Origin of the sequence: Cryptosporangium aurantiacum (assembly GCF_900143005.1) — a bacterium.
GTDB classification, from domain to species: domain Bacteria; phylum Actinomycetota; class Actinomycetes; order Mycobacteriales; family Cryptosporangiaceae; genus Cryptosporangium; species Cryptosporangium aurantiacum.
Map to the genome: position 1 here is coordinate 52,810 of NZ_FRCS01000018.1, position 25,743 is coordinate 78,552.

General features: G+C 70.4%; 23 protein-coding genes. 11 read left to right on the plus strand and 12 right to left on the minus strand.

Annotation, left to right across the window (positions count from 1 at the left end; all coding sequences use genetic code 11):
* Nucleotides 1–33 precede the first annotated feature (33 nt).
* Entirely contained in the window at nucleotides 34–1,245 is a 1,212-nt protein-coding gene (locus BUB75_RS36845) for a citrate synthase (protein WP_073264133.1), read from the plus strand.
* Here BUB75_RS36845 and BUB75_RS36850 read toward each other — a convergent pair.
* The 5 genes from BUB75_RS36850 to dnaA form a co-directional block, all read right to left on the minus strand.
* Nucleotides 1,236–1,814, minus strand: coding sequence for a DciA family protein (locus tag BUB75_RS36850; RefSeq protein ID WP_073264135.1), 579 nt, complete (start codon nucleotides 1,812–1,814; stop codon nucleotides 1,236–1,238). The two genes, BUB75_RS36845 and BUB75_RS36850, sit on opposite strands and share 10 nt — an antisense overlap.
* Complete coding sequence (recF, locus tag BUB75_RS36855; protein WP_073264137.1) at nucleotides 1,807–3,015, minus strand: DNA replication/repair protein RecF; 1,209 nt, start codon at nucleotides 3,013–3,015, stop codon at nucleotides 1,807–1,809. Before recF ends, BUB75_RS36850 begins: the two co-directional genes overlap by 8 nt.
* Nucleotides 3,016–3,046: 31 nt before the next feature.
* On the minus strand, nucleotides 3,047–3,979 hold the full coding sequence (gene gnd / locus BUB75_RS36860) for a phosphogluconate dehydrogenase (NAD(+)-dependent, decarboxylating) (RefSeq protein WP_073264139.1): 933 nt from the start codon (nucleotides 3,977–3,979) through the stop codon (nucleotides 3,047–3,049).
* A gap of 251 nt (nucleotides 3,980–4,230) precedes the next feature.
* A complete protein-coding gene (gene dnaN / locus BUB75_RS36865) occupies nucleotides 4,231–5,370 on the minus strand; it encodes a DNA polymerase III subunit beta (RefSeq protein WP_073264141.1) in 1,140 nt (379 codons plus the stop codon).
* Between the two features lie 782 nt (nucleotides 5,371–6,152).
* The gene (gene dnaA / locus BUB75_RS36870) at nucleotides 6,153–8,246 is read right to left on the minus strand and encodes a chromosomal replication initiator protein DnaA (RefSeq protein ID WP_425430916.1); all 2,094 of its coding nucleotides are present in this window, start codon (nucleotides 8,244–8,246) and stop codon (nucleotides 6,153–6,155) included.
* Between the two features lie 501 nt (nucleotides 8,247–8,747).
* On the opposite strand from dnaA, the gene rpmH reads away from it, so the two are divergent.
* From rpmH to BUB75_RS36920, 9 genes are all read left to right on the plus strand, one after another.
* Nucleotides 8,748–8,885 carry a 50S ribosomal protein L34 gene (rpmH, locus tag BUB75_RS36875; RefSeq protein WP_035859730.1) on the plus strand — a complete coding sequence of 46 codons (138 nt, stop codon included), beginning with the start codon at nucleotides 8,748–8,750 and terminating at the stop codon, nucleotides 8,883–8,885.
* Between the two features lie 17 nt (nucleotides 8,886–8,902).
* Entirely contained in the window at nucleotides 8,903–9,301 is a 399-nt protein-coding gene (gene rnpA, locus BUB75_RS36880) for a ribonuclease P protein component (RefSeq protein WP_073264145.1), read from the plus strand.
* 98 nt (nucleotides 9,302–9,399) lie between these two features.
* Entirely contained in the window at nucleotides 9,400–9,696 is a 297-nt protein-coding gene (gene yidD, locus BUB75_RS36885) for a membrane protein insertion efficiency factor YidD (RefSeq protein WP_073264282.1), read from the plus strand.
* The gene (gene yidC, locus BUB75_RS36890; RefSeq protein ID WP_073264147.1) at nucleotides 9,693–10,796 is read left to right on the plus strand and encodes a membrane protein insertase YidC; all 1,104 of its coding nucleotides are present in this window, start codon (nucleotides 9,693–9,695) and stop codon (nucleotides 10,794–10,796) included. Before yidD ends, yidC begins: the two co-directional genes overlap by 4 nt.
* A gap of 60 nt (nucleotides 10,797–10,856) precedes the next feature.
* Nucleotides 10,857–11,360: a Jag family protein gene (locus tag BUB75_RS36895; protein ID WP_084742166.1), complete on the plus strand. Its 504-nt coding sequence runs from the start codon at nucleotides 10,857–10,859 to the stop codon at nucleotides 11,358–11,360.
* Complete coding sequence (gene rsmG / locus BUB75_RS36900) at nucleotides 11,357–12,121, plus strand: 16S rRNA (guanine(527)-N(7))-methyltransferase RsmG (protein ID WP_073264149.1); 765 nt, start codon at nucleotides 11,357–11,359, stop codon at nucleotides 12,119–12,121. The genes BUB75_RS36895 and rsmG overlap by 4 nt, the downstream gene beginning before the upstream one ends.
* Before the next feature lie 1,628 nt (nucleotides 12,122–13,749).
* A complete protein-coding gene (locus BUB75_RS48945; protein WP_425430918.1) occupies nucleotides 13,750–14,751 on the plus strand; it encodes a ParA family protein in 1,002 nt (333 codons plus the stop codon).
* A complete protein-coding gene (locus BUB75_RS36915; protein WP_073264153.1) occupies nucleotides 14,748–15,734 on the plus strand; it encodes a ParB/RepB/Spo0J family partition protein in 987 nt (328 codons plus the stop codon). Before BUB75_RS48945 ends, BUB75_RS36915 begins: the two co-directional genes overlap by 4 nt.
* Before the next feature lie 1,538 nt (nucleotides 15,735–17,272).
* The gene (locus tag BUB75_RS36920) at nucleotides 17,273–17,965 is read left to right on the plus strand and encodes a GNAT family N-acetyltransferase (protein ID WP_143175652.1); all 693 of its coding nucleotides are present in this window, start codon (nucleotides 17,273–17,275) and stop codon (nucleotides 17,963–17,965) included.
* A gap of 51 nt (nucleotides 17,966–18,016) precedes the next feature.
* Here BUB75_RS36920 and BUB75_RS36925 read toward each other — a convergent pair whose 3' ends face one another.
* Entirely contained in the window at nucleotides 18,017–18,964 is a 948-nt protein-coding gene (locus BUB75_RS36925; RefSeq protein WP_073264157.1) for a D-alanine--D-alanine ligase family protein, read from the minus strand.
* Complete coding sequence (locus BUB75_RS36930; RefSeq protein ID WP_073264159.1) at nucleotides 18,961–20,274, minus strand: aminotransferase-like domain-containing protein; 1,314 nt, start codon at nucleotides 20,272–20,274, stop codon at nucleotides 18,961–18,963. The genes BUB75_RS36925 and BUB75_RS36930 overlap by 4 nt, the downstream gene beginning before the upstream one ends.
* Nucleotides 20,275–20,702: 428 nt before the next feature.
* Between BUB75_RS36930 and BUB75_RS36935 the strand changes: the two genes are divergently transcribed.
* Nucleotides 20,703–21,341, plus strand: a complete 639-nt coding sequence (locus BUB75_RS36935) for a GNAT family N-acetyltransferase (RefSeq protein WP_073264286.1) — start codon at nucleotides 20,703–20,705, stop codon at nucleotides 21,339–21,341.
* On the opposite strand, the gene BUB75_RS36940 is transcribed toward BUB75_RS36935, so the two are convergent.
* The 5 genes from BUB75_RS36940 to sigM all read right to left on the minus strand — a co-directional run bounded on the left by BUB75_RS36940 (nucleotide 21,334) and on the right by sigM (nucleotide 25,702).
* Nucleotides 21,334–22,488: an N-acetylmuramoyl-L-alanine amidase gene (locus tag BUB75_RS36940; RefSeq protein ID WP_073264161.1), complete on the minus strand. Its 1,155-nt coding sequence runs from the start codon at nucleotides 22,486–22,488 to the stop codon at nucleotides 21,334–21,336. The two genes, BUB75_RS36935 and BUB75_RS36940, sit on opposite strands and share 8 nt — an antisense overlap.
* Nucleotides 22,489–22,781: 293 nt before the next feature.
* Nucleotides 22,782–23,108: a thioredoxin gene (trxA, locus tag BUB75_RS36945; RefSeq protein WP_073264163.1), complete on the minus strand. Its 327-nt coding sequence runs from the start codon at nucleotides 23,106–23,108 to the stop codon at nucleotides 22,782–22,784.
* Nucleotides 23,109–23,169: 61 nt separating this feature from the next.
* Nucleotides 23,170–24,108: a thioredoxin-disulfide reductase gene (gene trxB / locus BUB75_RS36950; protein ID WP_073264165.1), complete on the minus strand. Its 939-nt coding sequence runs from the start codon at nucleotides 24,106–24,108 to the stop codon at nucleotides 23,170–23,172.
* 128 nt (nucleotides 24,109–24,236) lie between these two features.
* Complete coding sequence (locus BUB75_RS36955; protein WP_073264167.1) at nucleotides 24,237–25,106, minus strand: hypothetical protein; 870 nt, start codon at nucleotides 25,104–25,106, stop codon at nucleotides 24,237–24,239.
* Nucleotides 25,103–25,702, minus strand: a complete 600-nt coding sequence (sigM, locus tag BUB75_RS36960; RefSeq protein ID WP_073264169.1) for an RNA polymerase sigma factor SigM — start codon at nucleotides 25,700–25,702, stop codon at nucleotides 25,103–25,105. Before sigM ends, BUB75_RS36955 begins: the two co-directional genes overlap by 4 nt.
* Between the last annotated feature and the right edge of the window lie 41 nt (nucleotides 25,703–25,743).

A 25,743-nucleotide genomic window follows, 5' to 3' on the forward strand; every position in this document is an offset into this window, starting at 1 on the left:
TGTGGGCAGGGTGGGCGAGCGGGGAGGTGAGGGATGACCGACGAGGTCTCCTTGCTGTCCACCGCGGAAGCCGCCCGCAGGCTCGGCGTGAAACCGGCAACCCTGTACGCCTACGTCAGCCGCGGGTTGTTGGCCCGCGTCCGGGGTGCCGACGGTCGGACGAGCTTCTTCGACCCGGCCGAGCTCGACCAGATGGCGCAGCAACCGCGAACGCCGGTGGCCGCCGCCGGCGGCGGCGTCTCGATCCGCAGCGCGATCAGCGAGGTCCGCGACCAGCGGCTTTGGTACCGCGGACGGGACGCCTGCGAGATGGCGCGCACCGACTCGTTCGAGGCGGTCGCCGGCTGGCTCTGGTCCGAGGGGCAGCCGCCGCTCTCGTTCACCGGTCCGGCGGAGTTCGTCGACGCTGCTCGTGCGGCCGCGGGCGCGCTGCCGCACGGCACCCGCCTGCTGGACCGGATCCGGGCGATCGTCGCCGCGGTCAGCGCGGTCGACCCGCTGCGAGCGGATCTCCGCCCCGAAGCCGTGATGATCACCGCAGCCACGTTGATCGGCGCCCTGGTCGACGGCCTGCCCCGTCAGAACGACACCGACGCGACGCCCGGATCGGTGGCACACCGCCTGTGGAGCGCGCTGACCGCACTCCCCGCCGAGCCGACCACCGTAGCCTCCCTGAACACCGCACTCGGGCTGCTCGCCGACCACACGGTGACCGCATCGACGGTGGCGGCCCGCGTCGCGGCGTCGGCCCGTGCGCACCCGTACGCGGCGATCGGGGGCGCGCTCTACACGCTCGACGGCCCGGTCGAGAGCGGAACGGCGCCGCTGGTGCACCGGACGCTGGCCGAGGCGGAACGCGACGGAGCGGTCACCGTGGTCGCGCGGCTACTCGACCAGGCCAACCAGCTGCCGGGGTTCGGCCACCCGCTCTACCCGGACGGCGACCCCCGCGGCCGGACGCTCATCGACGTCTTGGCCGCCGAGCCGCCGCACCGCGGTCGGTGGGAAGCCGTGGAGCAGTTCCTCGCGACCGGCCGGCGCGGTCGCCCACTCGCCCCGACGATCGACTTCGGCGTGGCCGCACTGACGTTCACCGCCGGCATGCCCGCCGACGCGGGGCTGGCCATCCTCGCGATCGCGCGGTGCGCCGGGTGGGTCGCCCACACGCTCGAGGAGTACGGGGAGGAGCCGGACCGATTCCGGCCGTCCGCCGAAGCCCAGCGCCGAACGCGCCGTCAGCCGTAGGTGTCCCGCGGTCCGCGTCCGCGGATCGAGAGCGGACCCCGCTTCCAGCTGGGCGCGGCCGGGCCGTGCACCCGGATCTTCTTGACGACGTCGGGCCCGATTTCGGCGGAGAGCAGGCCGAGCAGCTTGCCGGAGAGCAGCCGCAGCTGCGTCGCCCACGCGGTGGACTCCGCCTGCAGCGTCAGCTCGCCGTCCCGCAGCCCGACCGGGCGTGACTTCGCGGCGATCTCGGGGCCGACGAGCTTCTCCCAGTCACCGAGCACCCTGGCCTCGGCGTTGGCCCGGTCCCATCCGCGCTCGGTGACCATCCGACGCACCAGGCTGCCCAGCGGCTGCGGATCGCGCGGATCGGGGCCGGCACCGCTCCAGCGCCGCCGCTTCGGGCTCTGGCCGTCACCGGGTCGACGAGCCGGACCGCCCGGGCGGGTGGTGTACGTGCGGCCCGCCGCGCGAGCGGCGTCCAGCGCGGCGCGGGCGAGCTGTGCGCCGGCGACCGGCTTCTTCCCGGTGCCGGACGCGCCGCCCGATGCGGCGTCCGCCGGCTTAGCGTCCGCTGCTTCGTCAGACACGAGTGACCTCCCCCGCCGCGACATCAAAACGTGCACCCTGCAGCGCCGGCGGAACGTCCGCGGCGACAGCCGCGGTCACCAGCACCTGAGAAGCATCCCCCACCAGACCGGCCAGCCGCTCCCGGCGTTGGGTGTCCAGCTCGGCGAAGACGTCGTCGAGGATGAGGACGGGCTCGCCGCCGTCCGCGCTCAGCAGGTCGTAGCTGCCCAGCCGGAGCGCCAGCGCGTAGGACCAGCCTTCGCCGTGGCTGGCGTACCCCTTGGCGGGCAGGTCGCCGAGCCAGAGCACGACGTCGTCGCGGTGCGGCCCGATCAGCGTGATGCCGCGTTCGATCTCCTGGCTCCGGGACGCGGCGAGCGCGGCCAGGATGCTCCGGGTCAGTTCGGCGACGTCGACGTTGAACTCGGGGCGGTCGGCGACCGGCTCCGGCGTGTCGGTGGCCGCGTCGCCATGAGTGGACGATCGATAGGCCAGGCGGGTGCGGCCGCGGCCCGCGCTGACCGCGTCGTAGGCCTTCGCCACGTACGGTTCGAGCGCTGCGAGCACCTCGAGCCGGCCGGCCAGTAGCTCGGCGCCGTGCGCGGCCAGGTGACCGTCCCATACCTCCAGCGTCCGGAGGTCCCCGCCGCCCTTCGAGGCCCGGCGTGCGGACGCCGCGGTGCGGAGGAGCGCGTTGCGCTGCTTGAGGACCCGGTCGTAGTCGGTTCGGACGGCGGCGTAGCGCGGCGAGCGCGCCACCAGCAGGTCATCGACGAAGCGACGCCGCTCCGCCGGGTCGCCACGCACCAGCGCCAGGTCCTCCGGGGCGAACAGCACGGTCCGCAGCGCGCCGAGGACGTCACGCGGGCGGGCGACCGGCGAGCGGTTGAGCCGGGCCCGGTTCGCCTTGCCCGGCACGATCTCCAGCTCGACCAGCAGCTCGCGGGAGTCGCGGACGACGGCCGCGCGGATCACCGCCCGCGCGGCACCTGCCCGCACCAGCGGCGCGTCGGTCGCCACCCGGTGGCTGCCGAGCGTCGCGATGTAGCCGATCGCCTCGACCAGGTTGGTCTTGCCCTGACCGTTGGGTCCGACGAACACGTTCGGGCCGGGTTCCAGGTCGACCGACACCGCGGGATAGCTGCGGTAGTCGACCAGGGACAGGTGGCGGACGTACGTGCCACCCTGCCGGTGAGGGGTCCCGGCCCGATCCGTGTTCATTTCCCCTTCTTAAGCTGGAATTGCCGGGGAGTCAGGAGTCGATCGTGTCGCCCGGCCCGCCGAGGTGGGCCGCGGTCGCAGCCTGGCCCGCCTTGGTGGTCGCGTGGCCACCGAACTGGTTGCGCAACGCGGCGACGGCCTTCATCGCCGGCGAGTCTTCCTGCCGCGAGCTGAACCGGGCGAACAGCGACGCGGCGAGCACCGGCACCGGCACGGCGTGGTTGATCGCCTCCTCGATGGTCCACCGCCCCTCGCCGGAGTCGTTGACGTACCCCTTGATCTCGTCGAGGTTCGGGTCTTCCTCGAGCGCGTTCACGAGCAGGTCGAGCAGCCAGGAACGGACGACGGTGCCTTCCTGCCAGCTCTTCAGCACACCCGGGACGTCCTCGACGACGTCGGCGGCCATCAGCAGCTCGTAGCCCTCGGCGTAGGCCTGCATCATTCCGTACTCGATGCCGTTGTGGACCATCTTCGCGAAGTGGCCTGCGCCGACCGGGCCGGCGTGCACGTAGCCGTAGTCGCCCTCCGGCTTGAGCGCGTCGAAGAACGGCTGAACCTTCGCGACGTTCTCCGCGGAGCCGCCGACCATGAGCGCGTAACCGTTCTTCAGACCCCAGATGCCGCCGGAGACGCCGGCGTCGACGTAGCCGATGCCCTTCTCGGCGAGGTGGTCCGCGTTGATCTTGTCGTCGGTGAAGCGGGAGTTGCCGCCGTCGACGACGACGTCGCCCGCGGAGAGCAGGCCACCCAGCTCCTTGACGGTGTCGCGGGTCGGGTCACCCGCGGGCACCATCACCCAGACGACCTTCGGCGACGTCGTGAACGCGTCCACGAGCTCGCCGAGGCTGCCGACGTCGGCGATCTCATGGTTGCGGTCGTACCCGATCACGGTGTGGCCGGCGCGGCGCAGGCGCTCGCGCATGTTGCCGCCCATTTTGCCGAGCCCGATGAGGCCGATCTCCATGCTGGTCTCCCCTGCGTTTCTGATGGCGCAGCCTTCGCGTGGCGGTGCCGGCTGGGTCGGTGGTGCCACGAAACGCCCTGTCGTGGCCCGCCGAGGTGCCGCATGCGTCCGGTCTGACAGCCGTGCCCCGGCTCGGCCGTCTCCACACACCGGACGCTTCATGATCGATTCTTCCCCGTGCCACGCACGCGGATGTCAACCGGTCCCCGGCTATCTGGCGACAGGCCGGGGAACCCGCCACAAAGCTCCGGCTACTGGGACACCCGAACGGGCATCAGCAGGTAGCGGTAAGCACTCTCGTTCACCGGCTTGGACTCGGCGTCGGCCTCCTCGCCGGTGAGCACCGCCGGCTTGAGCGGCGTGGTGCAGGAGAGCACCGCGACCTCGGTTCCGAGCGCGTTCAGGCCGTCGAGCAGGAACTGGGGGTTGAACGCGATCTCGATGTCCTCGCCGTCGAACACCGCGTCGGTGGACTCGGACGCGCGGGCGTCCTCGGTGCCGCCGGCTTCGACCGTGAGCATGCCCGAGGTGAACGCCAGCCGGACCGGGGTGTTGCGCTCGGCCACCAGCGATACGCGCTTGACGACCTCGATCATCGTCGCGGTCGGCACCTTCGCCTGGATCGCGTGGCTGTCGGGGAAGAGCGAGCGCACCGGTGGGAACTGACCGTCGAGCAGGCGCGTGGTGGTTCGCCGCCCGGCACCGGAGAACCCGATCAGCCCCTCGCCGGTGGTGCCCTGGCTCAATGCGAGCGTGACCTCGGTGCCCGACGACATCGCGCGGGCGGTGTCGGACAGCGTGCGGGCGGGCACGAGCGCGTGCTGACTGACGTCCGGTGCACCGGGGCGCCACGTCAGCTCGCGGACGGCCAGCCGGTACCGGTCGGTGGCCAGCAGCGTCAGCCGGTCGCCCTCCAGTTCCAGCCGGACGCCGGTCAGGACCGGGAGCGTGTCGTCCTTGCCCGCCGCGACGACGACCTGGGCGACCGAGGTGGCGAACTCGTCGGCGTCGACCGCACCGGCGACGGTGGGCATCTCCGGCAGGGTGGGGTAGTCCTCCACCGGCATCGTCGGCAGCGTGAAGCGAGCGGTGCCGCAGACGATCTCGGCGCGCGCCTCGTCAGCCTCGAGCTCGACGGGGTGGTTCGGGAGTGCCCTGGTGATCTCGGCGAGCAGACGCCCGGAGACCAGCACCCGGCCGGGCGTATCGGTCTGCACGTCGACGCCCATCTGGCTGGAGACCTCGTAGTCGAAGCCCGAGACGGTCAACCGGTCGTTGTCGGTTTCCAGCAGGACACCTGCCAGCACCGGCACCGGTGGCCGCGCCGGCAGGCTCTTGGCCGTCCACGCGACGGCGTCGGCAAGCGACTCGCGCTCGACCCGGAACTTCATTCCTTGCCTCCATCAATGCGGTGGCCCTGCTGCGTGCATCCGACGTCGATGGTGGCAGCACCGTCGATGTGATGCCGTCCTTCGTCGTGCTGGGGAGCCGACCGTACCCCGTGGGTGCGACGAAACGGTGCGCCGGGCGGCCGAGGCGCGTCCGATCTCCGTCTTCTTCGATGCGGTCGTTCGAAGCGTGCGCCAACTCGGCTTCCGGAGCGTTTTCCCCACAGTCCCCAGCACCTAAGAGCACTTGAGATCTCTCTAGATAACTGTTTCATCGTCGTAGTAGGTGCTGTGGGAACTGTGGGAATCGAACGTTTTCGCAGCGTGCGACGTGAGTGGGGGTGTGGAAAGACAGTGGGGAGATTGGGGACGACGAGCGCCCTCTTGTGGAAGCCGCGCGGTTGTCCCCAGTTACCCACAACGGACCCACATCTGACCGCACAGGTTTCCCACATTCGCGCGGCCTTTCCACAGGGTTATCCCCAGCCTGTGCACGAGCGCTGCTGAAACGGTGGACAGGCCTGGGGGCAGTGCGGTGGATGGAGGATGAGATTAGCGCTCTATCCAGCGACGTCACTCATACCCACCTGTTGATGACCGGTGTCCACACCATGTGGACCGGAATGCCCAACAGGGCTGTGGAAGATCCGATGGCGAACGGGCCGGATTAACGGCGTGAACGGCATGAGTGCGCCGAATGACCGACTCCTGAACGTGGCCGGCCGCCGCGACGACGAGGGCCCGCCGTGCGGTTGCACGGCGGGCCCTGGAAGGCGCTGAGAGCGCTACTGCTGGGCGCGCTGCTTGATCCGGTTGGTCAGCTCCGCGATCTGGTTGTAGAGCGACCGGCGCTCGGCCATCATCTGGCGGATCTTGCGGTCGGCGTGCATGACCGTCGTGTGGTCGCGGCCGCCGAATGCCTGTCCGATCCGGGGCAGCGAGAGGTCGGTCAGCTCCCGGCACAGGTACATCGCGACCTGTCGAGCGTTGACCAGGACCCGGGACCGCGACGACCCGCACAGATCGTCCATGGAGACGCTGAAGTACTCGGCGGTGGCCGCCATGATCGTGGCCGCGGTGATCTCCGGGCCGCCGCCCTCGGGGATCAGGTCTTTCAGCACCACCTCGGCCAGGCCCAGGTCCACCGGCTGCCGGTTGAGGCTGGCGAACGCGGTGACCCGGATCAGCGCGCCCTCGAGCTCGCGGATGTTCGACTGGATCTTGCTGGCGATGAACTCCAGCACCTCCGGCGGGGCCGCCAGCCGCTCCTGCGCCGCCTTCTTGCGCAGGATCGCGATCCGCGTCTCCAGGTCCGGCGGCTGGATGTCGGTCAGCAGGCCCCACTCGAACCGGGTCCGCAAGCGTTCCTCCAGCGTCGACAGCTGCTTGGGTGAGCGGTCGGAGCTGATCACGATCTGCTTGTTCGCGTTGTGGAGCGTGTTGAACGTGTGGAAGAACTCCTCCTGCGTCCGCTCGCGGCTCTCCAGGAACTGGATGTCGTCGACGAGGAGGATGTCGACGTCGCGGTAGCGGCGCTGGAACGCCTGGGTCTTGTCGTCCCGCAGCGAGTTGATGAAGTCGTTCGTGAACTCTTCGGTGGACACGTACCGCACGGCGCGTGCGTTGCCCAGCGACTGGGCGTAGTGGCCGATCGCATGCAGAAGGTGCGTCTTGCCCAGCCCGGAGCCGCCATAGACGAAGAGCGGGTTGTAAGCCTTCGCCGGCGCCTCGGCCACTGCGACGGCTGCGGCGTGTGCGAACCGGTTCGAGGAGCCGATGACGAACGTCTCGAACGTGTACTTCGGGTTCAGCCGGGCCGGCTCGGTGGGCCGCGGCGGCTCACTGCGTCGGATGCCGCGGTTGGCCGGTTCGCCGGGGACCGACGGCTCCTGGCCGAAGGCCGGGGGGTGATGGCGGCCGCGGTTGTCGAAGGCCGGCGGGTAGGCGGTGCCGTCGTACGGCTCGTAGCCGCCGGGGCGCGCGGCGCCGTACGGGCCCGGAGCGCGGTAGGCGGGCTGCTGCTCCGGATAGGCCGGCGGGTAGCCGGGCACACCCGCGGTGCCGACGACGCTCGCGGCGCCGGAGGCGGGCGGCGTACCGGCCCCCAGGTTCGGGGCGGCCGCCTCCGGTGCGGCGGTACCGGCCTCCGACTCGGCGGCGTGGCGACCGCGAGCCCGCTCGGCCGCGCTCGACGCGTCGAGCGGCTCTCCGGGACCGGCGTCCGGCTCTCGCTCGTCCTCCGGGCGGTACCGCTCCGGGGCGGCGCCGTAGGCGGGCTGCTGCGGGGGCGGCGCGCTCTCGCCGTACGGGCGGAACGCTTCCGGCCGATAGCCGGCGCCCGACTGGGCCGGGTACTCGGGACGCTCGGAGGCCGGACGGTAGTCGCGGCGGTAGTCCTCGTCGGCCTCGCGGTCGAACGGCGGCGCGTCCTGACCCGGTGCCGGCCCGGCGCCCGTCCGCGGTGGCTCGTAACGTCCGGGCGGGTAAGAGTCCGGCCGCCAGGTGTCGACCGGAGGGAGCTCGATGACGTGGAGCTCCATCGTCTGCTGTTCGACCGGGACCCGGACGGTGACCGCGACGTTGACCGTCCGGCCCAGCTGCCGGGAGATCGCGTCGGTGATGACGCCGCGTAGGCGGCTCTCGAACGCGTCCTTCGCGAACTGGTTGGGCGCGGCGAGCAGCGCGGTGTCCTCCACCAACGCCAGCGGGCGGGTCAACCGCAACCACGCGCGCTGCTGGGGGCTGAGGTCCTGGTCGGCCAGGCTTTCCGTGGCCGCAGACCAGATGCCTTCGAGATTGACGCTCTCGTCGGTCACCGTTCCCCCTGGTAGATAGCGTCGCTCCCGATCGCCCGGTGCACTGTCCACACCGGTTTCCACACCCTGTGTATAGTGCGCGGGCCCAGGCCTGAACCGGACATTTTGTGCCCCCGGCTCCGACGGCGTGTCGGGCGGCTGCCCTTCAGTGGGCCTACCAGGCCGAACGCCCCCGACTGCTCTGACGGGGACTCCGACGAGATCAACCAGGACCGGCAAACGGGCAGGCTAACAGCGTCTCTGAGCACCCAACAAGGCGTTGTCCACAGGCTGAGGTGGCCCGTTGTCCCGTGCAAGGCCGTGGCCTGCGCGCATGCCTGATGTGCCAGGTTGAATACGGGACGGAAGAGGCCGTGCGCGGCAGAACGCTGCGAGGGGTGCCGGTCACTGGCTGTGGATGGAGCCGACCGCATTTGCTGGGCCTGTGATGGCTCACGTACGCTGGAAGCATCTATGGCTATGTCCGTACCTGTAGGACGGACTCGGTGAGCGGCGCTACGTCGGTCACCGGCTTAGCCGAGCCGACCGCAGTTCGACCTGATAGTACGCATCGGAGACCTCGACGTGAGCAAGCGCACCTACCAGCCGAACAACCGCCGCCGCGCGAAGACCCACGGCTTCCGGCTGCGCATGCGCACGCGTGCGGGGCGGGCCATCATCGCCGCCCGGCGCCTCAAGGGGCGCGCGCGCCTCTCCGCCTGATCCGGCAGGAGCGCGGCGTGCTGCCGGCGCACGCGCGGCTGCGGCGGCGCGAGGACTTCACCAGGGTGCTTCGCTCGGGCAATCGCGCGGGTCGCAGCACGCTCGTCGTCCACGTGGCGTTGGGTCCGTCGGCTTCGGCCGACCCGACGCGCACCGGTAGCCCGGCGAACGACACCGGCCCGACGGAGGAGTCCGTCCGGGCCGGTTTCGTCGTCTCCAAGGCGGTCGGCAACGCCGTCGTGCGGCACCGCGTCGCTCGGCAGCTGCGCCACCTCGTCCGTGACCGGCTACCGCAGCTACCGGCTGGTAGTGCGGTGGTGGTCCGTGCGCTTCCGGCCGCGGCCGGTCAGTCCTCCGAGACCCTGGCCCGCGACCTGGACGGCGCGTTCCGACGCATCTTGAAGGCCCGACGATGAGCATGGCACCGCACCGACCCGGGGACGTCTCCGACGAGACGGCCCCTGGCTCCGCTGCGACCGAGCTCACCGAGCCGACCGAACGGCCGGCAGGCCGGATGTCTCGGCTGTTGCTCGCGGTACTGATCGCGCCGATCCAGTTCTATCGCCGGTGGATCAGCCCGGCATTGCCTCCGCGCTGTCGTTTCCACCCCAGCTGTAGCGCCTACGCGCTCGAGGCGCTGCGGACTCACGGCCCGGTGGCGGGGATCCTGCTGGCAGGCTGGCGCGTAATGCGCTGCCACCCGTTCCACCCCGGCGGGTACGACCCGGTCCCCTCGGCGCGGCCCCGCTCCCGGTGGGTGACCCGCCTCCGTCGTGCTCGCAACCGCCGTCTGTCTGGAGCTACTCGGTGAATCTGAACTGGATCTACACGGGAATCTCGTGGATCCTGCTGCGCTGGCACGACCTGTGGGGCGGCCTCCTCAACCTGCCGTCCGGCCTCGCCTGGGTGCTCTCGATCGTCTTCCTCGTGCTGACCGTCCGGGTCGTGCTGTTCCCGGTCTTCGTCAAGCAGATCAAGTCGCAGCGAGCCATGCAGGCGCTCCAGCCGCAGATGAAGGAACTGCGCGACAAGTACAAGAACGACCAGCAGAAGCTCCAGCAGGAAATGATGGAGCTGTACCGGCGGGAGAAGGCCAACCCGCTGATGGGCTGCCTCCCGATCTTCCTGCAGATCCCGGTCTTCCTCGGTCTGTTCCACGTGCTGCGGCTGATCAACCCGGCGTCGGAATCCGCGTTCAAGGCGATGACCACCGAGTACGGGTGGACCGAGGAGCAGTTCCACAGCGCCTCCGAAGCGACGATCTTCGGTGCCCCGATCGCGGCCGCGTTCCGGAACACCACCGAGCAGCTGGAGCAGCTCGACGCGAGCCGGCTGTCGGTCACGCTGGTCTCCGGGATCTTGATCATCACGATGGTCGCGACGACCTACATCACGCAGCGCCAGATGATCGCGCGCAACGGTGCGGCGGCTGACCCGACGCAAGCGATGGTGCAGAAGCTGATGCTCTACGGCATCCCTGCCTCGCTGCTCATCTCGGGTGCGATCTTCCCGATCGGTGTTGTCATCTACTGGGTGACGCAGAACTTCTTCTCGATGGGTCAGCAGTTCTGGGTGCTCAGCAAGATGCCGATCCCGAAGCCCGGTGACCCGAAGGTCGACCCGGAGAAGGCCGCCGCGATGGCGCCGAAGCCAGGCGTCAAGCCGGTCAACCCGAAGAAGGGCGGCCGCTCCGCGACCGCGCGGCAGTCCACCGGCGGCTCGGTCAAGTTCGACACCGCTCAGGCTCGGGCCGACCGTGCAGCGGCCGATAAGTCGAAGTCCGATGCCTCGGCCGACGACAACTCCGAGAAACCGGCGCCCGCGCGTCGACCGACTCCACCCCGCGGTAGCGGCGGCGGACGACGTCCGCAGGACAACCGGAACCGCAAGCGCAAGGGCGGCCGGCGTTAGCCGGTCCTCCACGGATCATCGGTGCCCCGTCGCGGTGGCGCCGCAAGCCAGGGAGTATTGATGACGGAGACGCGTCCCGAGACCGCGGACGAGACGGGCACAGACCTGTTGGTTCGCGAGGGCGACATCGCCGGTGACTACATCGAGCGGCTGCTCGACATCCTCGACTTCGACGGGGACATCGACATGGACGTCGAGGGCGACCGGGCGGTCGTCGCGGTGATCGGTGATGAGCTCGACGCGCTGATCGGCCCGCGCGGCTCGACGCTCGACGCGCTGCAGGAGCTGACTCGTCTGGCGGTCGTCCAGCAGACCGGCGTGCGTAGTCGGCTGATGCTGGACGTCGGCGGTTACCGCGCCAAGCGTCGTCAGGAGCTCGTCGCGATCGCCAAGAACGCGGTCGAGCAGGCGCGGTCGCTGGGTGAGCCGGTGAAGCTCAGCCCGATGAACCCGTTCGAGCGCAAGGTCGTGCACGACGCGATCAGCGCGATCGACGACGTCCGGAGCGAGTCCGAGGGTGAAGAGCCGGAGCGTCGGGTGGTCGTCCACTTGCAGAGCGCATGAGCAGCACACTTCCTGCGAGCCCCGCCGGTCCGCCGGCGGGGCTCGCTGCTGTTGCGGCCCAGGTGTTCGGCGAGCGGCTACCGCTGGCGATCGACTACGCCTCCCTGCTGGCGACGGCGGGCGTCGAGCGCGGGTTGATCGGTCCGCGGGAGGCCCCGCGGCTGTGGGATCGTCACCTCCTCAACTGCGCCGTCGTGGCTGAGCTCTTTCCGGCGGACGCCACGGTGGTCGACGTCGGGAGCGGCGCTGGGTTGCCCGGCCTCGTTCTGGCGATCGCGCGACCGGATCTGCGGGTGACGCTTCTGGAGCCGCTCGCCCGCCGGGTCGCGTTCTTGAACGAGGCGGTCTCCGCGCTGGAACTGTCGTCGGTGACCGTGCGCCGTGGGCGGGCGGAGGAGGTCGTGGGTCAGGTCTCCGCGGCCATCGTGACCGCGCGGGCGGTCGCGCCGCTGGACCGCCTCGCGGGGTGGTGCCTGCCGCTGTGTGAGCCTTCCGGGAAGATGCTCGCGCTGAAGGGGTCGTCGGCGGCCGAGGAGATCACCGAACACGCCGCCGCGGTAGCACGGGTTGGGGGCGTCTCCCCTCGTATCGTCGAGTGCGGAGGCGGTGTCGTCGACCCCCCGACGACCGTGGTCGAGATTCTCCGTGGTGGCTCGGTGGGCCCTGGCCCGGCGGCCGCGAGCCGTCGGGATTCGTCGCGGCGGCGGCCGGGTTCGGCTGCTCCGAGCCGCCGGCGACGGAGAGGACAACACGGCCCATGACCGACGACGCATCTCGGAAGCCCACTGCCGTGGGATGGCCGGACTCGAAACCGGCCGGATCGGCGGTGGTCCACCTTCCGGGATGCGGGAGCTCGGACCTCGGCTGGCCCTCGCTCGACGAAAACCTCGGCTGGCTATCGCTCGACGGAAGCTTCGACGGAAGCTTCGACGAAGGCGGTGACGATGGTGGGGCGCGCGGCCTCGTCCGGCGTCGTGGTCGACGCCACGCGCCGCGCCCGACCGAGCTGTCCCGGCGTCCGAGACGGCCGGGGAGTTCGGCCTCACCGCTGCGGCTGATCCGCGCGGTTTCGGTTCCTCCGGACGCCGCGGGGGCGGGCGGGCCCGTCGCTGGCGGCACTCTTGCGGAGAGCGGCGGAGTCTCGTTGAGTGCGGGCCACGAAGGTGATGAGGGCTTCGGGGGTGATCCGGGGGTCGAGCCTGCCGAGACGTCCACGCACCCGAGTCCGACGGCCGACGGTGATCCAGGCGGCGAGTCCGGGGGCGAGGTGGCGGCGGCGGCGCGCCAGCGCTCGGCAGTCGGCGGTGACTCGCGCGAGCGCCTGGCCGGTGGCGGCGATTGGGGCAGCGAGCCGGCGGTCGCGGCGGGCCGGCGCTCGGCAGTCGGCGGTGACTCGCGCGAGCGCCCGGCCGGTGGCGGCGATTGGGGCAGCGAGCCGGCGATCGCGGCGGGCCGGCGCTCGGCAGTCGGCGGTGACTGGCGCGAGCGCCCGGCCGGGGGCGGCGAGTCCGGTGGCGGCGAGTCCCGTGGCGGCGAGTCCGGGGGCGGCGAGTCCGGGGGCGGGGAGTCCGGAGGCGGAGAGTCCGGAGGCGGGGCGCCCGGCGCTGGTGAGTCGGTGGACGAGGTCGCGGTCGGGGTCGACTCGGATGAGCTTTCGATCGGCGACGGTGCCCGCGTCGCTGGGCACGGTTCGTCGGTTCGGGCCGGCTTGGGCGAGCGCCCGGTCGGCGGGAGCGGTGTGGCGGTCGCGGGCGAACAGGCGGGTGGCGACGGCGGCTCTGTCGTGCGTCCCAGCGAGGGTGGGTTCCCGGGGGGCGCAAGGGATGGGCGTGGCCCGGGCGGCGGGTTGGATGCCGAGCAACCCGACGACTTCGCCGGTGTCGGTGGTGAGGCTCGGGAATGTACTGGGGCTGGGGATGGCAGTGACGTGGCTGGGCCTACTACTGCGGCTGGTTCCGGCGAGGAGGCGCGTCCCCGGCTCCGGGCGGTCGGACCGGACGAGGGGCTGAGCGTCGAGGACGGACGACTGGAGATCGTCGTATCGCCGACGCTCGACGATCTGCTCGGAACAACCCCCAGCGAGCGCCGCGTCGGCGAGTTGAGCGAAGGAATCAGTGACTCCTTGCGCGATCTCATCCACAGAGTTGTCGGTCGGGCAGAGGTTAGTGACGTCGGGGCGGTACCGTCGGGAAGTGCCGGCGCAATCCTCGCCGAGGTCCCTCCCTTCGAGCGCGGCGCAGCGACTGCAGCGTCGGCGGACACCGCTGAACCCTTGGGGTCAGCTTCCCCCGAGTCCGGTACTGAACAGGTCCAGGAGATCGACGTGAGCGACCCCGCTCAGTCCGCCCCGCACGCGCTCACCAACGAAGCGGACGAGAGCCAGCGACGTATCCGTGCCGTGCTGGACGACGCCACCGCCGTTCCACGTGAAACGGCTCCCGATCCGTACGAGGTTTCACGTGAAACGGATCCGCTGACGATGGATCCCCGGGTCCTCCCCGGCGATGTTTCACGTGAAACAGAGGACGACGACCTGCCGATAGCGATCGAGGCTCGTCGCGCCGTCCAGGTGTTGAACCCCGGCCACAACACGCTGCCTCGCCCCGCCACCCGTCGCGTCATGTGCGTCGCGAACCAGAAGGGTGGCGTCGGCAAGACCACGACGACGGTCAACATCGCCGTGGCGCTCGCCCTTCACGGAAACCGGGTCATGGTGATCGACCTCGACCCCCAGGGCAACGCGTCCACGGGACTGAACGTCGACCACCGGGCCGGAGTCCCGAGCACCTACGACGTCCTCGTCGACGGCATCCCGCTCGCGGACGCGACCGTGGCCGTCGAGGGCGTGCCGAACCTCTACTGCGTGCCGGCGACGATCGACCTCGCCGGCGCGGAGATCGAGCTGGTCTCGGTGGTCGCCCGCGAGAACCGTCTCCGCCGGGCGATCGACGCCTTCCCGGCCGACATCGACTACATCTTCATCGACTGCCCGCCGTCTCTCGGTCTGCTGACCGTCAACGCGCTCGTCGCGGCACGAGAGGTACTCATCCCGATCCAGTGCGAGTACTACGCGCTGGAAGGGCTGGGGCAGCTCCTCCGGAACGTCGAACTCGTCAAGGCGCACCTCAACAACGACGTCCAGATCACCACGATCCTGTTGACGATGTACGACGGTCGCACCAAGCTCGCCGATCAAGTCGCCGCAGAGGTGCGGGGACACTTCGGCGAGACCGTGCTGGAGGCGGTCATCCCCCGGAGCGTCCGTGTCTCGGAGGCGCCCGGGTTCGGGCAATCGGTGATCACTTACGATCCTGGTTCGCGCGGATCCACGAGTTATCTTCAGGCTGCTCGGGAGATCGCGGAGCGCGGCGCTAGGGGAGGACACCAGTGAAGAATCGACGCGGACTGGGGCGGGGCCTCGGTGCGCTGATTCCGGCGGCACCGCTGCCGGGTGAAGAGGACGGCGGCGCTCCGGTCGTCGTCCAGCGGACGCCGTTCGCCACGGGCGCGTCGACCAATGGCGGCGGCCAGTCGGACCTGGCGCCGGTCCCCGGTGCCCAGTTCCGTGAAGTGCCGGTCGACGCGATCACGCCCAACCCCAAGCAGCCCCGTAAGGGAGAGTTCGACGAAGACGCGATGGAGGAGCTCAAGACCTCCATCCGCGAGGTCGGTGTTCTCCAGCCGGTCGTGGTGCGGGAGAAGGGTGCCGGCAGCTACGAGCTGATCATGGGGGAGCGTCGCTGGCGCGCCTCGAAAGCGATCGGCCGCGAGACGATCCCCGCGATCATCCGCGACACCAGCGACGACAATCTCCTCCGGGACGCGCTGCTCGAGAACATCCATCGCTCCGACCTGAACCCGCTCGAAGAGGCGGCGGCTTACCAGCAGTTGCTCGCCGAGTTCGGCGTCACCCAGGAGGAGCTCAGCAAGCGCATCGGACGGAGCCGTCCGCAGATTTCCAACACGATCCGGCTGCTGAATCTCCCGTCGGCAGTGCAGCGCCGCGTCGCCGCCGGCGTGCTCAGCGCGGGTCATGCCCGGGCGCTGCTCTCGCTGGACGACAGCGACGCACAGGAGCGGCTGGCAACACGAATCGTCGCCGAAGGGCTCTCCGTGCGGGCCACCGAGGAGATCGTCGCGCTCGGCGGCGACCCGGAGCCGCCGACGCGCGAGGCGCCGGCACGGCGTACCCGGATGCGGTCTCCCGGTCTGGAGGACTTGGCCGGGCGGCTGTCCGACCGGTTCGACACCCGGGTGAAGGTGGACCTGGGGAAGCGCAAGGGGCGCATCACGATCGAGTTCGCGACGATCGACGACCTGGAGCGCATCGCTGACGCGATGGGAGTCACCGGCCAGGTCGACGACCAGTCCTGACGCGCGGGTCGGTCACCGTCATCAGCCGGACGCGTAGCGAGGCGCCGCTGCTCCCTCGGCGGAACCGCGCATAGACGGTTGCCTGGCTCGCCGATTAACAGCGGCGGCCGAGGCGCTGAACATTTTGTGCCCCTCCAGGGGCACAAAATGTTCAGCGCTATCGGGCGGAGCGGCGGAGGCCGCCCAGAGTGAGGCGTGGGCGTGGCCCAGGCGGAGCCCGGCGAGTCGTCAGGTTCATCAACGACGCGGCGAGCCATCCCATCGCGATGGATCCTGGGCTACCGGTCAGGATCGAGCGCCGTACGCCGGTGACCTCTCCGATAGGACGCGGCGGTTGGCGGGTCAGAGGCTGCGGACCGAAGAAGCTCGGCCGGTTGCCGAACTCGGCGACGCGCAGCCGCCGCCAGCGGCCTCCGCCGTGTTCGGCGCAGACCGCAGTAGCGCATTGGCTGGGGGCGGGCCGCTATGGCCGCGAGAGCCACGGGCGGCGCGAGGGGTTGGGTGGTGTGCGTGGGCCGCGGAGTCCCGGAGTGGGCGTGGAGCGCGAGGGCGGGCACAGGGAAGCCGCGGGTGGCGTGCGGCGGAGCGGAGAGCCGCGCCGGGGCAGCAGCGGAGGCTGGGCGGCACGTGAGGGGTTGCGTGACGCGAGGGCGGGGGCGCCACGAGGGCGGATGGTGCGCGCGGGCTGGGGTGGCGCGCGGGAGGTGGCGCGCGCGGGTGGGGCGGCGCGCGGGCTGGGGTGGCGCGAGGGCGGGGGCGCCACGAGGGCGGTGGTGCCACGAGGGCGGCGAGCGCGTGGGCCTGGGTAGCGCGGGGTGGGGCGGCGGGAGTGAGATGGGAGCTGCGGGGCAGGGGTCTGGCGGGATCGGCGGGGCGAAAATTCGGTGGGCCTTGGGAGGGGGCGTGGGGCAGGATCAGGCGCATGGGTGTGCCTCTCCCCCGCGTCCGTCGGCTCGGTGTGCGTTTGCTGCACGCTGCCCGACGACGTCGGTGAGCCGACGCTGAGGCCCGACGGGCCCGAAGAACCCACCCCGGCGGCGTGAGCCCGGATATGGACCTGGTTATCTGATCCGAGCGGAGTCGCGCCGAGCGGACCGCCCGCCGGCTCCAGGTTGCCGGTGGGCGACCGGCAGAGAGGTGAGCGGAGATGCCCGACGAGCGGGCTGCGGCGTGGATCGAGAGACGGTGTCCGTTGGCGCTCCGCCTGCCCGGTGACCGCAGTCGTTCGGATTGCCTCCGACGACGACGATAGGTCCGTCCGGAATCGCTGAGCGCGGGCACGGCCGGGCACCCACCCGATGGGTCGCCGGGCGTCCACGTTTTGGGGCAGCGAAGCCCCGACCGTTCCAGAACAGCACGGGCATCCGCAGCGTCAGCGTGGCGACCGGATACCCCCGGGCGGCGGCCGGGCGCGCGGAAGGCAGGAACTGGCGAGTCCCGCCCAAGACTGGGCGTGGCGAGCGGACCGCGTCGTCGTTGGATCGAACGGCACGACGCCCGATCAAGCACCACGTTAGAGAACCAAGCCTGGAGAGATCGTGCACCACGAAGAAGGTCAGCCGGATACTGGAACCGAGCCGAGGGTGGTGGTGAACCCACCGTTGACCGAGGAGCTCCGTGCGCACCTCGTCGACATGTGGGTCCGTGTCACCAACGAAGGCGGCTCGGTCGGATTCGTGCCACCGGTGACGGGCGACGACATCCGACCGACTGCGGATCGTTCGTTCGACCGCGTCCGGCAGGGCTCCGACGTGTTGATCTGTCTCGTCGCACCGGATCGTGAAAAAAATCGCGAATCAGTCCGAAACGGGGCAGGCTTCCCTTCCACGGAGAGCGCCCAGAATGACATCCCTGTAGTCCCCGGTACCGATTCGGACAATCGTCTGTCTACGGGCCTCTCAGGGCCGCTAACGGGCGAGCGCGTTGTAGCGTGGTTGCTGCTCGCCGAAAGTGAGAGTCTTCTGCGTCGCCACTGGCGAACCGTGTACCGGGTGCAGGTCGATCCGGAGTGGCAGGGGCTCGGACTCGGCACCTCGTTGATGGCGGCGGCGGCGGCCTATGCCAAGGAGGCTCTGGGACTCGAGGCGCTGACGCTCATGACGCGCAGCGGCACCGGGGCCGAGCGGTTCTACAAGCGGTGCGGCTATCGAGAGGTCGGTCGGATCCCCGGCGCGATCCGCGTCGGCCCGAACGACGACCGAGACGAACTCCACTTCTGGCTAGACCTCTAAGTGCTCAGCGGGCTCCAGGCCAGAACAAGAGCCCCGCGCGGGGGCCTTCGACTAACTCGAGCGTTTGATGGCCTGCTCTACGAGATCGGCAAGGACCGTGCCGAAGTCGAGGCCGGCCGCCTGCACGGCGATCGGCAGCAGGCTGGTCTCGGTCAGCCCTGGCGACACGTTGACTTCCAGCACCTGGATGTCCCCCGCCTCGTCGACGAGCAGGTCGACCCGCGACAGGTCACGCAGCTCCAGGGCATCGTGTGCCGCGACCGCGGTCTCGGCGACCCGCTCTGCGATCTCCGGGTCGAGTCGGGCCGGTGCGTGCCACGTCGTCGTGCCTGCCGTGTACCGGGCCGTGTAGTCGTAGACGCCGTCCGCCGGAACGATCTCCACCGCGGGCAGCGCCGCCGGCCCCAGCGCAGACTCCACGACGCTCACCGCGATGTCCGCACCGCTGGCGAACCGCTCGATCAATGCGGTGTCGCAGTAGCCGAAGCACCCCACCATCGCGCTGGGCAGCTCCTCGACCGTGCGCACGGCCTGCGCCCCCAGCCCGGAGCCACCTTCGGCCGGCTTCACCATCAGCGGCATGCCCAGCCGCTCGACGATCCGGTCGAGCAGTGCCTGCGCACCCAACTCGCGGAACGTCTCGTGGGGCAGCGCGATCCAGTCCGGCGTCGGCAGCCCGACGGCGCGCAGCTGAGCCTTCGCCGCAGCCTTGTCCCAGGCGACCCGAGCCGGATCCGCGCCGGCGCCGACGTACGGGATGCCGAGGAGGTCCAGCACGCCCCGGAGTGACCCGTCCTCGCCGCTGGCGCCGTGCAGCGCGATGAACACCGCGTCCGGCCGCTCGGTCTCCAGCGCGGTCAGCAGGCCGGCGTCGACGTCGCGAACGGTGGCGTCGACGCCGCTGCGCCGCAGCGCATCGACGACGCGGCGGCCCGAGCGCAGCGAGACCTCGCGCTCGTAGGACAGGCCACCGGCCAGGACGAGGACGTGCCTACTCATGCCAACTCCGGTCCGGGTGTGAACGAGGTGCGGGACACCGGGCCACCGTGCGGGCCACGGCGTACGGCGGACGGCGTGTTGAAGACGTGACGCAGCTCGGTCTCCTCCTCGATGACGCTCGCCAGGCGCCGGATCCCTTCTCGGATCCGGTCCGGCGATGCCGACGAGAAGCACAGCCGCATGTTCTGGCGGCCGGCGCCGTCCGCGTAGAAGCCGATCCCGGGCACGTAGGCAACCTTGTGCGCGAGCGCACGCGGCTGCATCGCCTTGGTGTCGAGGTCGTCGCCGACGGTCGCCCAGACGAAGAACCCGCCGCGCGGGTGCGTCCAGGTGACGCCGCTCGGCATCATCGTGGAGAGCGCGTCGAGCATGGTGTCGCGGCGCTCGCGGTAGATCTCACGGAACACCTTGAGCTGCTCGCGCCAGGGGTACTTGCCGAGGTACTCGGACGCGATCATCTGCGTCAGCATCGCCGGGCTGAGCACCTGCGACTCGTTGACCAGGACGAGTTTCTCGCGGACCGCGGGCGGGGCGAGGACCCAGCCGGTGCGCAGCCCGGCGCCGAACATCTTCGAGCACGACCCCAGGTAGATGACCCGGTCGGACGAGCGGGCCCGCAGTGCCTGGCCCGGCCCCTCCTCGAAGCCCAGCAAGCCGTACGGGTTGTCCTCGATGATCAGCAGGTCGTAGCGCTCGGCGAGTTCCACGATCGCGTCTCGCCGCGGCTCGGTGAGCGTCACGCCGGTCGGGTTCTGGAAGTTCGGCACCGTGTAGAGGAACTTCACCGTGCGGCCTTCAGCCGTGAGGCGCCGCAGCGTGACGTCCAACTCCGAAGGGATCAGGCCTTCCGCGTCCATCGGGACGTGGACGACCTCGGCCTCGGCCGCGGCGAACGTCCCCAGGGCCCCGACGTACGACGGGCCTTCGGCCAGCACGACGTCGCCCGGGTCGAGGAACAGGTGCGCGATCAGGTCGAGCCCCTGCTGCGAGCCGACCGTGATGACGACGTCCTCCGCGGAACCGATGACGCCTTCGACGGCCATCACGTCGCATACGAGCTCACGGAGGCGCACGTCACCCTGGCCGGTGCCGTACTGCAGGGCCTCGGCGCCGCGGTCGCGGATCAACGCGGCGGTCATCTCGGCGATCTCGTCGAGCGGGAGTGCGGACACGAACGGCGACCCACCTGCCAGCGAGACGATCTCGGCCCGGCTTGCCATGGCGAAAAGTGCGCGGACCTCAGAAACGGTCATGCCGCGCATCCGCCGGGCATAACGATCGGTGTAGTCGTCCAGTGTCGTGCCGCTCATACGCTCGCCTCTCGCGGTGGGCGTTGCCACGCAACGCAGCCGCCAATCGGGTTCAGCGGTCATCGGTGTCCGCGCCGCCGCACTGCATTGTCCGGCCGGAACAGCCGTTCTGACCAAGCCAATTCCCGCCTCACTGGCGGGTATGAGGGCCGGTTGCCGTGCGATCGCCTACGACTACAGGATACTGACCGGCGCGTCGAACCCTTTCGCGCTCCCGAGCGCGCCCTTACCATGGTCATTCGGGTGGATATCAGCAGCCCCTTGCTTTGAGCTGGGTCGGCCGAAGAGCCGAGTCAGCCGGGGCCGCGAGTGGAATGCCGGAAGCGGCAGGCCGGTGGAGCACCAACGTCGGTGCCGCCCCCGGCGTGGTCGGTGCACAGCGAGGGAGGCCGGGTGTCGGTCAATTCGCGTCGGGGGTCGATCCGCTGATGTCGCGTCGGCTGGTCAGCCTCACGCTCGACACCCTGGAAGATCTTCCGACTCGGTGCCGGTCCTGCGTGTTCTGGGAACTCGACCCGGTGAGTCAGGACCGCGCGATCGAGTGCGGCGACCCCGCGCTGGAAAAGGAAGCGTGGATCTCGTCGACGCTGCTCGAGTGGGGCTCCTGCGGCAAGTTGGCCTACGTCGACGGGGTGCCCGCCGGCTACGTGCTCTTCGCACCGCCCGCGTACGTCCCGCGCTCGGTGGCGTTCCCCACCAGCCCGGTCAGCCCCGACGCGGCGTTGCTGATGACCGCGTACATCGTGCCTCAGTTCGTCGGAGGCGGCCTGGGACGCATGCTCGTCCAGGGTGTGGCCAAGGACCTCACCAAACGCGGTGTGAAGGCCATTGAGGCGTTCGCGGATGCCCGCTGGGACCAGCCCCAGTGCCTCGTCCCGGCCGACTACCTGCTCGCCGTCGGCTTCAAGACCGTCCGGCCGCACCCGCGCTGGCCCCGCCTGCGCCTGGACCTGCGGACGGCGCTGTCCTGGAAGTCCGACGTCGAGTACGCGCTGGAGAAGCTGCTCGGTTCGATGAGCCCCTCACTGGCCCTCGGACCGGCCCATCGATCCAGCCCGGTCAGCTGAACTGCATTGCCTGCAGCGCCGACAGGTCCAGCGAACCGGTCTTCACGTCCGCCTCGGTGGGCAGGAACACGCGCTGCACAGCGATCAGGATGGCCTCCGCGACCGTGTCGCGGAACGCGGGATCGATCAGACGCGGCCGGTCGATCGGCGAGCTGAGGTAACCGAGCTCGACCTGGACGGCCGGCATCCGGGTGAGCCGCAGCATCTCCCACGTCTTCGCGTGGGTGTGGCAGTCGAGCATCCCGGTGCGGGCGACGATCTCCCGCTGCACCAGCCCGGCCAGCCGCTCTCCGACCGTCGAGCTGACACCGGATCCGGTGCCGAAGTGATAGGTCGCGACGCCGTTCGCCAGCGGGTTCGGGTTGCTGTCGATGTGCAGGCTGATCAGCAGGTCGGCGCCGACGGTGTTGGCCAGCGCGGCCCGCTCCGCACCGGTGCGCTCGTGGTCGCGGCCGCGGGTCAGGTCGGCGCGGACACCGATCGCCGAGAACCGGCCCTCGAGCCGGCTCGCCAGGTCGTAGACGAGGTGCGACTCGGTCCAGGTGAGCAGCCCGTCCTCGGCGACGACGCCGACGTCGGAGCCGCCGTGGCCCGGATCGATCACCACTCGCTTGCCGGACAGCGCTGGGCCCGCGTGGTAGAGCATCGCGGACTCGCGCAGCAGCTGCGGTCGCCCCCCGACGACCTTGCGCCCGAGCTGACGCAACGCACGCATGGTCAGCGGTCCCACCGTGCCGTCGGCGGCCAGGCCCACCTCGCGCTGGAAGGCCCGCAGCGCGGTCTCGGTGCGCTGACCGAAGATCCCGTCCGCCCGGCCGACGTCGTAGCCCATCTCGAGCAGCCGCTCCTGCAGCTCGCGGACGTCGTCGCCGAGCATCGGCTCGCTCACCGATCGGTGCAGGACACGGTCGCCGAGGCGCCACCGGGCCGCCACCAGCGAGCGCCACGTCTCCGGGCCGACGATGCCGTCGACGACCAGGCCGCGGGCCTGCTGGAACTCACGCAGGGCGAGTTCGCACATAGCGTCGAAAAGGACGTCCTCCGCCGGCTCCGCGGCGGCGGTATCAGCGATCAACCCCAGTGTCACCAGCGTCGACTTGACCTCGGCGGCTGCCGGTCCGGTGGTGCCACGCTTGATGAACTGCATGGGGTCAGCTCGCTCCTTCCATCCGCGACCTTCGGTCGGGGGAACCGAAGGGGAACCGGCCGGAGAGCCTCCGGTCCGGCATTGAGGCCGCGATCATCGACCGTAACGCGTCCCGGCCACGACAGCGCACCGTAGCGTGCCCGGGCGCGTCGCGTGTCGGGTATGTGCCTCTTGATCGAGGCTCGACCTCCGAAGCGCAAACGGTCTCATAGACCAAGCCCGACGGGCGAATCGGCTAAACATCGAAGGGGCTCCGAGCCACAACGGCTCGGAGCCCCTCGTACAGCATTCGCTTACAGCGCGCTCTCGATCATCTTGACGATCTGGCCCTTCGGCTGCGCGCCGAGGATCGAGTTGACCGGCTCGCCGCCCTTGAAGACCGTGATCGTCGGGATCGACATCACGCCGTAGTCACGAGCGGTGTTCGGGTTCTCGTCGATGTTGAGCTTGACGACCTGGATCTTGTCGCCGAGCTCCGCGGCGATCTCGTCGAGCACGGGCGCGACCTTGCGGCACGGACCGCACCACTCCGCCCAGAAGTCGACGACCACTGGCTTGTCGCTCTGCAGCACGTCGTTGGTCCAGCTGGCGTCGGTGACGGCCTTGGTGTTGGCGCCCATGGTTTCTCCTTCTTCAGGGGGCCGGTTTGGTGCGAGAGGGATGCTATGGGTTCAAACCGGATTATTCGGTTAGCGCGGCGACGTAACGCTCGGCGTCGAGCGCGGCGACACAGCCCGTTCCGGCGGCGGTGATCGCCTGTCGGTAGGTGTGGTCGACGAGGTCACCACAGGCGAACACACCGGGAACGTTCGTGCGGCTGCTCGGGGCGGCGACCTTCACGTATCCCTCGGCGTCGATCTCGACCTGGTCCTTGAACAGCGCGCTGCGCGGGTCGTGACCGATCGCGATGAAGACGCCTTCGGCGTCCAGCACCGACTCTTCGCCGGTGACGGTGTTCTTCAGTCGGACGCCGGCCACCTTGCCGTCCTTGCCGAGGATCTCGACCGGAACGTTGTTGAGCCGGAAATCGATCTTCTCGTTCGCCTTCGCCCGGTCGACCATGATCTGCGAGGCGCGGAACTCGTCGCGTCGGTGCACGATCGTCACGGTGTCACCGAAGCGGGTCAGGAACGTGGCCTCCTCCATCGCGGAGTCGCCACCACCGATGACCGCGATCTTCTTGTTCCGGAAGAAGAACCCGTCACAGGTCGCACAGGACGAGACGCCGTGGCCCAGCAGTTCCTGCTCACCCGGGATGCCGAGCGGACGCCAGGCCGATCCGGTCGCGAGGATGACCGCGCGGGCCTTGTACTCCTTCTGCCCGACCTTGACGATCTTGACCGGGCCGGACAGGTCGACCTCGGTCACGTCGTCGGTGAGCAGCTCGGCGCCGAACGCCTCGGCCTGCTTACGCATGTTGTCCATGAGGTCCGGGCCGTCGATGCCGCCGGGGAAGCCGGGGAAGTTCTCCACCTCGGTCGTCGTCATCAGCGCGCCACCGGACTGCACGCCCTCGAAAACCAGCGGCTTGAGCGAGGCCCGGGCGGTGTAGACGGCAGCGGTGTAGCCGGCCGGACCGGACCCGATGATGATCACGTTCCGGATGTCTTCGCTAGCCACGTCTTCCTCCAGGTTCGCCCTGCACAGTGGTCGTGACCCACCGGTGAAGGCTTTCTCACGGGACAGTCACGCAAACGCCATGGTAGGTGCCGACATTCCCGTGTGCGCCCGCGTGCCGGACGTCACGCTCAGCGGGGGATCGAGGTGCGCGCGAGCTCGTCGCTGGACCGGCCGATGCCGCACTCCGGCCCGGCTGCGGCCACGTCGAGCACGGCGGGATCGGCGTGCGGGGCGACGATGATGACCGCCGGGGCGCCGTCCAGCGTTGCGTAGTCGACGGCCAGTGGCTGCGCGGCGATGCTGAGCGCGGTCAGACAGGCCCGGAGATCGGCCGGGCCGAGCAACCGCCGGAGCTCGGGCGGGACCGTGCCCGGCTTCGCTTCGGCTGCTTTCGGCGTCGCCGGGTCGGGTTCTGTCGGCGAGGCCGGTCGCGTCCCGGCGTCGTCCTGCGCGTTCAACAGGGACTGGGCCTGCGTACCGAGCTGGCTGGACGAGTAGGCGGTTCCCGAGACGTGGATGCTTTGCGGCGCAGCGGGCGCGCTCAGCACGTTCGATTCGGTGCCGCCGGCGCTCGAGTCCGCCAGGTCGTCGCTCGACCCCAGGTCCAGCGACTGGAACACCCCGAAGCAGGCGACCGCGACGACCGCCGCGGCCCCGGCTGCCACCACCCAACCACCTGCCTTCGCCTTACGGGCAGCCCGCTTGGTGCGGAGCTGGTCGAGTTCGTCGGCGGGGCGGGGAGTGGAATGGGGAGCTGTTAGCGGTGGTTGCTCGGCCAGCGCGCGGTCGAGTGCGGCGGCGACCTCGGCGGGGATCGGGATCTCGGGCAGCGCACCGAGGTCCGCGGCGATCCGCGGGGATACCTCGGTGAGCTGGCGGAACGCGTCCGCCCACTCCTGCTCGTTCGCGATCCGGGCGGCGATCGCCTCGCCGTCCGGAGTGCCGTCGAGGAGGCCCTCGGCGTAGTCCGCGAGCTGGTCCAGTTCAGACGGTGTCACCGGGCACCTCCTTCCGTGGCTTCGACGTCCGGCTCCGCGTCGGGGTTCCGGAGATGGCCGAGCTTCACGGCCAACCTGGCCCTACCCCGTGCGCAGCGGCTCTTCACCGTGCCCACCGCGACGCCGAGTATTTCCGCGGCGTCGGCCACCGGATGACCCTGGACGTCGACCAGGACCAGGGCGGCGCGCTGTTCCGCCGGCAGCTCGGCCAGCGCGGCCCGGACGTCGAGCGCGGTCTCCCTGGCCGCGATCACGTCGGTCGGTGCGGCCGGTGCCCGCCCGTCGTCGTCGGGGAGCGGGACCGTCGGCCGGGCCTGCCGACGACGCATCCGATCGACGCACGCATTCACCACGATCCGGTGCAGCCACGTGGTGACCGCTGCCTCGCCCCGGTAGGAACCCGCCGAGCGGTACGCCGAGAGCAACGCGTCCTGGAGGGCGTCGGCCGCATCCTCGGTGTTGCCGATCGTCCGGAGCGCGACCGCCCACAGCCGGTCGCGGTGCCTGCGAACCAGCTCGGCGAACGCGTCCGGCTCGCCCGAGACGTGCGCGCGCAGGAGGCCACGGTCATCGAGGTGGCCGAGCGACGGTCGCATGGACCGAGAGGGTAGAGGCTCAGCGCCACCCGAGCGTGACC

What these genes read in the sequence shown, in the direction of transcription:
- recF (WP_073264137.1), bottom strand. Translation starts at nt 3,015, where the DNA reads ATGAACACGGATCGGGCCGGGACCCCTCACCGGCAGGGTGGCACGTAC.
- yidD (WP_073264282.1), top strand. Translation starts at nt 9,400, where the DNA reads ATGTCTCGGCTGTTGCTCGCGGTACTGATCGCGCCGATCCAGTTCTAT.
- BUB75_RS36895 (WP_084742166.1), top strand. Translation starts at nt 10,857, where the DNA reads ATGACGGAGACGCGTCCCGAGACCGCGGACGAGACGGGCACAGACCTG.
- trxA (WP_073264163.1), bottom strand. Translation starts at nt 23,108, where the DNA reads ATGGGCGCCAACACCAAGGCCGTCACCGACGCCAGCTGGACCAACGAC.
- gnd (WP_073264139.1), bottom strand. Translation starts at nt 3,979, where the DNA reads ATGGAGATCGGCCTCATCGGGCTCGGCAAAATGGGCGGCAACATGCGC.
- BUB75_RS36935 (WP_073264286.1), top strand. Translation starts at nt 20,703, where the DNA reads ATGTCGCGTCGGCTGGTCAGCCTCACGCTCGACACCCTGGAAGATCTT.
- BUB75_RS36940 (WP_073264161.1), bottom strand. Translation starts at nt 22,488, where the DNA reads ATGCAGTTCATCAAGCGTGGCACCACCGGACCGGCAGCCGCCGAGGTC.
- rsmG (WP_073264149.1), top strand. Translation starts at nt 11,357, where the DNA reads ATGAGCAGCACACTTCCTGCGAGCCCCGCCGGTCCGCCGGCGGGGCTC.
- dnaN (WP_073264141.1), bottom strand. Translation starts at nt 5,370, where the DNA reads ATGAAGTTCCGGGTCGAGCGCGAGTCGCTTGCCGACGCCGTCGCGTGG.
- BUB75_RS36845 (WP_073264133.1), top strand. Translation starts at nt 34, where the DNA reads ATGACCGACGAGGTCTCCTTGCTGTCCACCGCGGAAGCCGCCCGCAGG.
- BUB75_RS36930 (WP_073264159.1), bottom strand. Translation starts at nt 20,274, where the DNA reads ATGAGCGGCACGACACTGGACGACTACACCGATCGTTATGCCCGGCGG.
- sigM (WP_073264169.1), bottom strand. Translation starts at nt 25,702, where the DNA reads ATGCGACCGTCGCTCGGCCACCTCGATGACCGTGGCCTCCTGCGCGCG.
- BUB75_RS36925 (WP_073264157.1), bottom strand. Translation starts at nt 18,964, where the DNA reads ATGAGTAGGCACGTCCTCGTCCTGGCCGGTGGCCTGTCCTACGAGCGC.